Here is a 10026-nt window from a genome sequence, read left to right on the forward strand (position 1 = left end):
GAAGCCCGTAATGGAGCAACATGAGCGGCAGCGTTACACAATTACTTTGGACGATGATCCCACTATTCGTTTGATCATTGAACATGCCACTGGCATGATATCGCTTCCTTTCGCATCGGTGGGAACTTTATTGGCACGCGCGGACCGTTATTCACCGGTGGCGCTCTTCGTTGACATCCACCTGGGAGTTGACAGCTGGGGGCTCGACGCCATTCCCACGCTTCGTACGAAATGGTCCTGTCCGATCATCGTTATCACCGCTGATGCGGCCAGCCATCTGATCGGCCAGGCGCTATCCCTGGGCGCTCATGATTTCATTCGAAAACCCATTCAAGTCCCGGAACTGCAGGCTCGCCTTCTGGCGCGCATCGCGGAAATGTCGGAGCGTATTCAGCAGTCCGTTCTTCATATTGGTGATGTGGTCTATACAAGCAAAAGGCGGTTGCTGGAGTTGGAAGACAGAAAGCAATTTCTGGCTCCCTATGAAGCGCAGATTTTCGAGGCCCTGGTTGAGGCCAAGGGCATTCTTATGACAAAAGACGAACTGCGGTGCAAGGTATGGGGGGATATCAAGGTCAGTGACAGCGCCCTGGATAAAAAAATATTCACGATCCGCAGGGCTTTGCGTGATCTCGGTTCGCAAATGACCATAGAGACGAGCTATGGCAAGGGGCTTTGTCTGCTTGTGCCCAGGACAGGGTCGAGGACCGGAAAAGTGCACGCAGCCTAGCCGCTTTGAAATGGGAAAAGATGGCAAGAAAGAGGTCTCTGAAGGACAGAAATTCGAAGATTATCAGGTGTTTCCAACGAGTGCCCACCCACAAAAGGATCACGTGGTTTTAAGTTTGGACGGCAGCGGCACGAATCTATAGGCAGGACATGAGAGGGGGCGCCCTCTCTCACCCAACGCATGAGGTTACCGTGAAGCACTCAAAAAGCCTGATGAACACGAGCTTGCCATTTGAATCATCAGACAAAGATAAGAAGTCACCGAATAAGGGTTGGGACAGTCTTTCGGTTTCCAATAGAGAAGAGATCGAACGGCTGGTTGAAGTCCTGAAAGCCGTCAAGCAGGGTGATTTCTCGGTACGCTTCGAATACAGCAAAGGCGATATCCTGAGCAGTGCAGGTGAGCTTCTGAACGATATCATCGGTCTGAACGAACATCTTTCCACAGAACTTCTCCGCGTCGGCAAGATTGTTGGGCAAGAGGGTCGGATGACGGAGCGAGCCTCGGTTGGTCCCGCCAAGGGTTCGTGGGCCAGCAGCGTTCATTCTGTCAATCAGCTGATCGGTGACCTGGTGGCTCCCACCAATGAAGTGGCGCGTGTTATCACGGCCGTGGCCAAAGGCGACTTGTCCCAAAAGATGTTTCTCGAAATCGAGGGCCGTCCGGTCCGCGGCGAATTCTTCCGCATTGGTACGACGGTAAACTCCATGGTGGATCAGCTCAACTCATTCGCGGCTGAGGTCACCCGTGTGGCCAAGGAAGTAGGTAATGAAGGGAAGCTCGGTGGTCAGGCCGATGTTAAAGGCGTCTCGGGGACCTGGAAGGATCTGACCGACAACGTGAATGGTCTCGCTGGTAACCTGACCGCTCAGGTGCGAAACATCGCCAAGGTTACGACTGCGGTGGCCAAAGGTGACCTCTCCCAGAAAATCACGGTCGATGCCAAAGGCGAAATCCTCGAACTGAAAAATACTATCAACGTCATGGTGGATCAACTTTCATCCTTTGCAGCGGAAGTGACCCGGGTGGCCAAGGAAGTGGGTAATGAAGGGAAGCTCGGTGGCCAGGCCGATGTTAAAGGCGTATCCGGAACCTGGAAGGATCTTACGGATAATGTGAACGGTCTGGCTGCCAACCTCACCGCTCAGGTGCGCAACATCGCCAAGGTTACGACTGCGGTGGCCAACGGTGACCTTTCCCAGAAGATTACAGTTGATGCTCGCGGTGAGATTTATGAGTTGAAGAACACCATCAACACCATGGTCGACGATTTGCGCTCGTTTGCAGCCGAGGTCACCAGGGTGGCGAAGGAAGTCGGTACCGAAGGGAAGCTGGGTGGCCAGGCGGATGTGAAGGGGGTGTCAGGAACCTGGAAGGACTTGACGGATAATGTGAACGGTCTCGCCGGAAACCTGACCGCGCAGGTACGAAATATCGCCAAGGTTACCACGGCGGTGGCCAAAGGTGACCTCTCGCAGAAGATCACCGTCGATGCCAAGGGCGAAATCCTGGAGCTGAAGAACACCATCAACGTGATGGTGGATCAGCTCAACTCGTTTGCGTCTGAGGTTACACGCGTGGCCAAGGAAGTGGGTACGGAAGGGAAGCTGGGTGGTCAGGCGGATGTGAAGGGTGTCGGCGGTACCTGGAAGGATTTAACGGATAATGTGAACGGTCTCGCGGGCAACCTGACCGACCAGGTGCGTAACATTGCGAAGGTAACAACCGCTGTTGCGAAGGGTGACCTTTCACAAAAAATCACCGTCGATGCCAAAGGCGAAATCCTCGAACTCAAGAATACCATCAACGTAATGGTGGACCAGCTCAACTCGTTCGCTGCGGAAGTGACCCGCGTGGCCAAGGAAGTCGGTACGGAAGGGAAGCTGGGTGGCCAGGCTGATGTGAAGGACGTTGCAGGGACCTGGAAGGATCTTACAGACAATGTAAACGGTCTTGCCGGCAACCTGACCGCTCAGGTTCGTAACATCGCGAAAGTGACCACGGCGGTTGCCAATGGTGACCTTTCGCAGAAAATTACGGTCGATGCCAAGGGCGAAATTCTCGAACTTAAGAACACGATTAACACGATGGTGGACACACTGCGTTCGTTTGCAGCTGAGGTGACTCGTGTGGCCAAGGAAGTCGGTACGGAAGGGAAATTAGGTGGCCAGGCGGATGTGAAGGGTGTGTCCGGAACCTGGAAAGACTTGACGGATAACGTGAATGGTCTCGCCGCGAATCTTACCGCTCAGGTGCGAAATATTGCGAACGTGACGACGGCGGTGGCCAACGGTGACCTGTCCCAGAAGATTACTGTGGATGCCAAAGGTGAAATTCTGGAGCTGAAAAACACGATCAACGTGATGGTGGACCAGCTCAACTCCTTTGCTGCGGAGGTCACACGCGTAGCGAAGGAAGTGGGAACGGAAGGAAAGTTAGGTGGCCAGGCGGATGTGAAAGGCGTTTTGGGAACCTGGAAGAACCTCACGGATAACGTGAACGGTCTCGCCGCCAATCTCACAACCCAGGTGCGAAACATTGCCAAGGTTACCACGGCCGTTGCACAGGGTGACTTGTCGCAAAAAATTACCGTCGATGCGAAGGGTGAAATCCTGGAGCTAAAGAATACGATCAACACCATGGTGGATCAGCTCAACTCCTTCGCCGCCGAGGTTACGCGTGTGGCAAAAGAGGTCGGTACTGAGGGGAAACTCGGCGGACAGGCGGAGGTGAAAGGCGTCTCTGGGACCTGGAAAGATCTTACAGATAATGTGAACGGCCTGGCGGGTAATCTTACGGCCCAGGTTCGAAACATTGCCAAAGTTACAACGGCTGTTGCGAAAGGTGACTTGTCGCAGAAGATTACGGTGGATGCAAAAGGCGAAATCCTCGAGCTGAAGAATACCATCAACGTGATGGTGGATCAGCTCAACTCCTTTGCTGCTGAGGTTACAAGGGTGGCGAAAGAGGTCGGTACCGAGGGTAAACTCGGTGGTCAGGCCGAGGTGAAAGGTGTGTCGGGTACCTGGAAGGACCTTACCGATAACGTGAATTTCATGGCCAGCAACCTCACCAAGCAGGTCCGAGGTATCATCAAAGTCGTGACGGCGGTTGCCAACGGTAACCTCAATGAAAAGTTCGTTCTTGAAGCCAAAGGTGAAGTGGCAGCCCTCGCGGAAACCATCAACAGCATGACCGATACCCTGCGCATTTTCGCTGATCAGGTGACGACCGTCGCCCGGGAAGTCGGTATTGAAGGCAAGCTGGGAGCGCAGGCGCGAGTCCCTGGGGTTGCAGGAACGTGGAAAGACCTTACCGACAATGTGAACTTCATGGCCTCAAACCTGACCATGCAGGTGCGCGGTATCGTCAAGGTCGTGACGGCTGTTGCACGAGGTAATCTGAACGAGAAGTTCGTCCTGGAAGCCAAAGGTGAGGTGGCAGCCCTCGCTGAAACCATCAATAGCATGACCGACACGCTGCGAACCTTTGCCGATCAGGTTACGACGGTGGCTCGCGAGGTCGGTATCGAAGGTAAACTCGGGGGTCAGGCGAAGGTGCCTGGTGCGGCCGGTACCTGGCGCGACCTTACAGATAACGTGAACCAGCTGGCCGGTAACCTGACCGCTCAGGTGCGAGCGATTGCCGAGGTGTCCACTGCGGTAACGAAAGGTGACTTGACCCGTTCCATCAATGTGGAGGCCATGGGTGAGGTTGCTGCCCTTAAAGATAACATCAACCAGATGATCAGCAATCTCAAGGACACAACGCAGAAAAACAAGGAACAGGACTGGTTGAAAACCAACCTGGCCAAGTTCTCGGGCATGATGCAAGGTCAGCGGAATATCATCTCGGTGGCCCAGCTTATCATGTCCGACCTGACCCCACTGGTCGATGCCCAGCATGGTGCCTTCTTCATGGTTGAAGGATCTGAAAAAGACAAGAAAATGCCGGTGCTGAACCTTATTGCGAGCTACGGTTTCTCCGAACGGAAAAACCCTGCTCACTCGTACCGACTCAAGGAAGGCCTGATCGGCCAGTGCGCGTTCGAGAAAAAACGTATCCTGCTCTCGGATGTGCCCGAAAATTTCATCCATATCGCTTCAGGCCTGGGGGATGCTCCGGCCCGGAACGTCACGGTTCTTCCGGTGCTCTTCGAGGGCGAAATCAAAGCCGTTATTGAGCTGGCTTCGTTCAAGGTCTTCAGTCAGAACCACCTGACGTTCCTTGACCAGCTCATGGATTCGATCGGGGTTATCGTGAATATGATCTCGTCGTCCATGCGCACGGAGGAGCTCCTGCAGGAGCTCAAACGTTCAAACGCCGAACTGGAAGCGCAAGCCAATGAACTGAACGATAAAGCCATGCTGCTCGAAATCAAGAATCAGGAAGTCGAGCTGGCCAGCCGCAGCGTCGAGGAGAAGGCCGAGCAGCTGCAACTCATTTCCAAGTACAAATCTGAATTCCTGGCTAACATGTCCCATGAGCTGCGGACGCCCCTCAACAGTCTTTTGATCCTCTCGAAAACGCTGGCTGAAAACAAGAGCCGAAACCTGACCCAGGAGCAGGTGAAATTCGCAGCCACCGTGTATTCGTCGGGCAATGATCTTCTGGCCCTGATCAATGAGATCCTGGATCTGTCGAAGATTGAAGCTGGAAAAATGCCCATCCATGCACAGGATGTGGAGCTGCCAGACGTGGCTGAATATCTGGAGCGTACCTTCCGGCATATGGCGGATCAGAAGGGCTTGGAATTTGCGATCGAAATGCATTCCGATCTGCCGGATTATATCTACACCGACGTCACCCGGCTCCAGCAGATCTTGAAAAATCTGCTGTCCAATGCCTTCAAGTTTACAGAAAAAGGCTCGATCCACGTGACGATAGGGCCGATGCCGAGCGACCGTAAGCTCGATGATGGTGTGGTGCTGCCCGCCAAAGGCATGCTGGCCTTCACTGTGAAGGATACAGGCATAGGCATTCCCCTCAACAAACAGAGGTTGATCTTCGAGGCCTTTCAGCAGGCGGACGGTACCACAAGCCGGAAATATGGTGGCACAGGGTTGGGTCTCACCATCAGTCGGGAGATCACCCGTCTGCTCGGCGGTTGGCTGGCAGTCGACAGTCTGCCCGACCTCGGCAGCACGTTCACACTCTATCTGCCTCAGAAATATGTGACGGCTGAACTGGGTCAAAGTTCTGATATCGTGGTCAACATCGAGGATGATACGGATGTTCCTCGCCTGCCAAAGAACGCCGACTTCTCAGGATACAAGATTCTCGTCGTGGATGATGATAGCCGCAATATTTTCGCGATCGATACGATACTTGAGGGGCAGGGCATGCATGTGCTCCATGCGGAAAATGGCAAGGTGGCCATGAAGATCCTCAACGAACATGCGGATGTTGATCTGATCCTGATGGATCTTATGATGCCGGAAATGGATGGTTTCGAGGCCACCCAGAAGATCCGGGCGGATGAACGCTTCAAGCAGCTGCCTATCATCTCGCTGACAGCCAAAGCCATGAAAGGAGACCGCGAAAAGGCCATCCATGCAGGAGCATCCGATTATGTGACCAAGCCTGTGGACCCGGATAAACTCCTGGCTATCATGCATCGCTGGTTGCAAAAGAAGACCTTTTTACCAAGATCTGCGTAGTCTCGGTACCTGTAAGTCTCTGAACGCGGAATGAGAGGAAGACCATGACGGCAAGGTTCCAAGCGGATGATCGAGTGAGCATTCTCCTGGTCGATGACAAGCCGGCGAACCTGATTGCCTTGGAGTCATTCCTCTGCACCGAAGATTTTGACATCGTCACGGCGACTTCGGGGGCGAAGGCTTTGTCGCTCCTGCAGTCGCGCGATTTCGCTCTCATCCTGACGGATGTCATGATGCCTAATATGGATGGTTTCGAGTTTGCGACCCAGGTCAAACAGATTGGAACTCTCCGTGACATCCCGATTATCTTTATGACAGCCATGACCAACGATGTGGCGGATATTTTCCGTGGCTACGCAATCGGTGCCGTCGATTACCTGCAGAAGCCTTTGGAACCTGAGGTGGTCAAAGCGAAAGTCGGCGTCTTCGTCCAGCTTGTCCGGCAGAAGAGGCTGATTCAAAGGCAGGCTGCTCAACTTTTAGAGAATGAGCGACGCGAGAAGGAATACCGACTTTTGGAGATGGAGCGAACCGCTTTACAGGAACGCAAACAGGCGGCAGCCACGCAGCAGGAACTGGAAACGCGCGTGGCTCAGCAGCTGGCTCTGGCCAAGCTGAGCCGTCTGGCGTTGCTGCGTCGCAAGAGTGACGAATTGATGCATGATGCCGCTTCTGTGGTCCAGCAGACTCTCAGCGTGAATATGGGGCTGCTCACGGGACTTAAGGAGCACGCAACCACGTGGGAGGTGAAGGCAAGCTTTGGCTGGAAAGAGGGAGCGATCGTCTCTGGCAACAGTCCTCTCAAAGCCGATGCCTGGGTTCAGATGCATGGCGAGGCCAAGGAGCCCGTTATTTTCCGTGACATGAGTACGCTGCAACTCTTTCCGCTTCATGCCGAGCTCAAGGTGCATGGCGTCGTCACGGGGGCCAGTGTCGCGATCCATGGCGAAACGGAACCGTTCGGCGTCCTCAGCGTTTTCAGCAGCTCCCCGCACACCTTCAGCCCGGAAGAAACCAGCTTTCTGCAAGCCGTGGGCAATATCCTGGGCATCGCTTGCGAGCGGCAGAAGAGCGAGTCGGCGATTCGTGAGCTGACGCGCTCGAACAACGACCTCGAACAATTTTCCTTTGCGGCGTCCCATGATTTGCAAGAGCCCCTGCGCAAGATGACAAGCTTTTCTCAGCTTTTGGCCCAGGACTATCGATCCAAGCTCGACGGTGATGGTCTGATGTATCTGGAGTTTATCGTCGATGGCGCCAATCGCATGAAGACCATGATCGAGGATCTGCTGGAACTATCCCGCGTCACGGTTGGCAAGATCAGCCGGGATCCAATCGCTTTGAAGATGACGGTTGAGGCTGCCATCAATAATCTGGCCGTTTCCATTGCTGAGCAGGAAGCCCGTATTACAGTTGGCCCCTTGCCGAGCCTATGCGTCGACACTTCGAACTTCGTGCGTCTTTTTCAAAATCTTATCAGCAATTCCCTTAAATACCGTGCAGAGGCTCCCCCGACGATCGATATTTCCTGTGAGAGAGTTGGCAAGGAATGGCGTTTCTGCGTCCGCGACAATGGAATCGGTATCAATCCTTGCTATCTCGACAAGATCTTCGTTATTTTCAAGCGCCTTCACAGCAAAACCAAATACCCAGGAACAGGCATAGGCCTCGCGCTCTGTAAGAAGATTGTGGATCGGCATGGTGGCCGTATTTGGGCGGAATCGTCAGGGCAGGGCGGCACTGCTTTCTACTTTACATTGCCGGTTGAGCCCGAGGCTTAATCGGTTTTTGCATTCCGAGTGAGTGGTCCGCCAGTAGCGCAAGTTTGGCGGCTCTGGATGAACCCCTTCAACCTCTTATTTTGATTAAAGATGATTTTTTATCGTTTATCGATAAGTTAATCTTGATTAACGACGGCGAATTTGGGTAAGTAAGGCATGAGACATCCTAAGAAAGGATACGAACATGGACAAAGTTAAAAAATACAGCCGTTGGATTAAGATCTTTCACGCCCTGGCTTTCGGGGTCTTCCTTTTCTGTGGCCTTTTGAATCTCGTCACACATAAGCCTTATGGGATTACCAGCCAATGCATCGGCGATGTCGAGATTACCGACTACAAATGCTGGGTGGAAACCCGTACAGAAGGGTTAAAAATCACCGAAGCCGCTGGGATAAAAAGCACTTTCATCTGGTTCCCACTCTTCGCCGTCAGCATGTTCGGGCTTTGGCAATTCATCCGTCTGATGGGCTCCTTCCAGCTGGGGGTGATCTTCTCTCTGGAAAATTTTCGCAGAATGCGCTGGATCGGCTATACCTACATTGGGCTGTTTTTTGGTGAGACCTTTTATATCAGCCTCACGCAGGCCATCACCAAACTCCTCATGCCAGGTCTTCCCGGGGAGAGCCATCTCACGTTGGCTACAGGTACGACGTCGCTCCTTCCCGGTCTGCTCTTCCTCATCATGGCTCATGCAGTTGAAGCCGCACTGCAAATGAAACAGGAGCTCGAAGAAGTCGTTTGAGAGGAATCCCGCCTAGCCATTCCAAGGCGAGTCACTCTTTGTTCAAGAGTAAGCCCGGGTAAATTTCTTGAACTCGTCCGGCAAGTCCGATTCGAAGCGCAATTCACGGCGTGTCATCGGATGACTAAAACCCAACATACGCGCATGAAGGGCAAGCCGCTTATACGGCCACGCCGGGTGGCTGGCGCGATCCGCTTCATAACGTGTATCACCGAGGATGGGATGGCCCATTTCAGCAAAATGAACGCGGATTTGATTCCTGCGTCCGGTTTCCAGGTTCACCGCGACCATGGTCGCATCCTGATAGCGGGTGATGACCCGATAGTGGGTAATTGCGAGTTCACCGGTCGAGCTCGATCTTTGATTCAAGGCCTTGTCAGTCTGTAGAAGACTGCGAATTTCACCTTTATCCTGGCTCAATTTTCCCGCAACGATTGCATAGTATTCGCGTTCCGGTTTGCGTGCCGAGAACTGTTTGATCAGATTTTCGGCAATCGCGGGCCTTTGCCCAAAAACCAAAAGACCGGAGGTGTCACGGTCGAGGCGGTGCACCACCGAGACCTTGGGTCCGCGCGCCTGGCCACCGGCAAGAAAGTTGGAAAGAAGATCCACGAGAGTATTTTTCTCGCGACGATCGGTGGGGACGGTCAGGATCCCGGCATCCTTATTGACGATCGCCAGATGCTCATCGCGGAAGATCAGAGTAAATCCATGGGTTTTACGCTCAGGGGGTTTTTCCCTGTACTTGCGCTCGGGGTCATACGTTAAGACCACAACATCATCGGCCGCCACGTGAGTCCCATAATCCTGGCATTCTTCGCCATTCAAAGTCACGCCTTCGTGGTCCATCAAACCCCGAACCCGGGCCCTGGAAAAATCCAAAAGCCTGGCGACCAGGATATCAATGCGTCCGGCGTCGGCTTCGAGGACAGAATAAGTCAGCTTTTTCATAGGCATGGCGAGACTCTTTCGCAGGCTGTGAGCTGCCCTTGTAGCAGTTCTTATGGGAAAAGGCTGCAAAAAAAGGGTCGATTCGGTCGAAAAGTCCTGGCGCCGGGTTGATCAAGTGAGGCGTGCAAAATCGTCTTCCACCAGGGCATAAAGCAGCGAATC

5 protein-coding genes are annotated in these 10026 nt (G+C 53.5%); 4 read left to right on the forward strand and 1 reads right to left on the reverse strand.

Annotated features, from left to right (window positions below; translation table 11 throughout):
- Positions 1-10 precede the first annotated feature (10 nt).
- The 4 genes from VE954_RS09885 to VE954_RS09900 all read left to right on the forward strand — a co-directional run bounded on the left by VE954_RS09885 (position 11) and on the right by VE954_RS09900 (position 8913).
- Entirely contained in the window at positions 11-730 is a 720-nt protein-coding gene (locus VE954_RS09885) for a response regulator transcription factor (RefSeq protein ID WP_324952183.1), read from the forward strand.
- Between the two features lie 191 nt (positions 731-921).
- A complete protein-coding gene (locus VE954_RS09890; protein WP_324952185.1) occupies positions 922-6390 on the forward strand; it encodes a HAMP domain-containing protein in 5469 nt (1822 codons plus the stop codon).
- Between the two features lie 44 nt (positions 6391-6434).
- Positions 6435-8171 (forward strand): ATP-binding protein, encoded by a 1737-nt coding sequence (locus VE954_RS09895; RefSeq protein WP_324952187.1) that lies wholly within the window; start codon positions 6435-6437, stop codon positions 8169-8171.
- A gap of 184 nt (positions 8172-8355) precedes the next feature.
- Positions 8356-8913 (forward strand): DUF2975 domain-containing protein, encoded by a 558-nt coding sequence (locus tag VE954_RS09900; RefSeq protein ID WP_324952189.1) that lies wholly within the window; start codon positions 8356-8358, stop codon positions 8911-8913.
- Between the two features lie 42 nt (positions 8914-8955).
- Here VE954_RS09900 and VE954_RS09905 read toward each other — a convergent pair whose 3' ends face one another.
- Positions 8956-9870 carry an RluA family pseudouridine synthase gene (locus VE954_RS09905; protein WP_324952191.1) on the reverse strand — a complete coding sequence of 305 codons (915 nt, stop codon included), beginning with the start codon at positions 9868-9870 and terminating at the stop codon, positions 8956-8958.
- Positions 9871-10026 lie beyond the last annotated feature (156 nt).

This window comes from Oligoflexus sp. (genome assembly GCF_035638955.1).
GTDB lineage: Bacteria > Bdellovibrionota_B > Oligoflexia > Oligoflexales > Oligoflexaceae > Oligoflexus.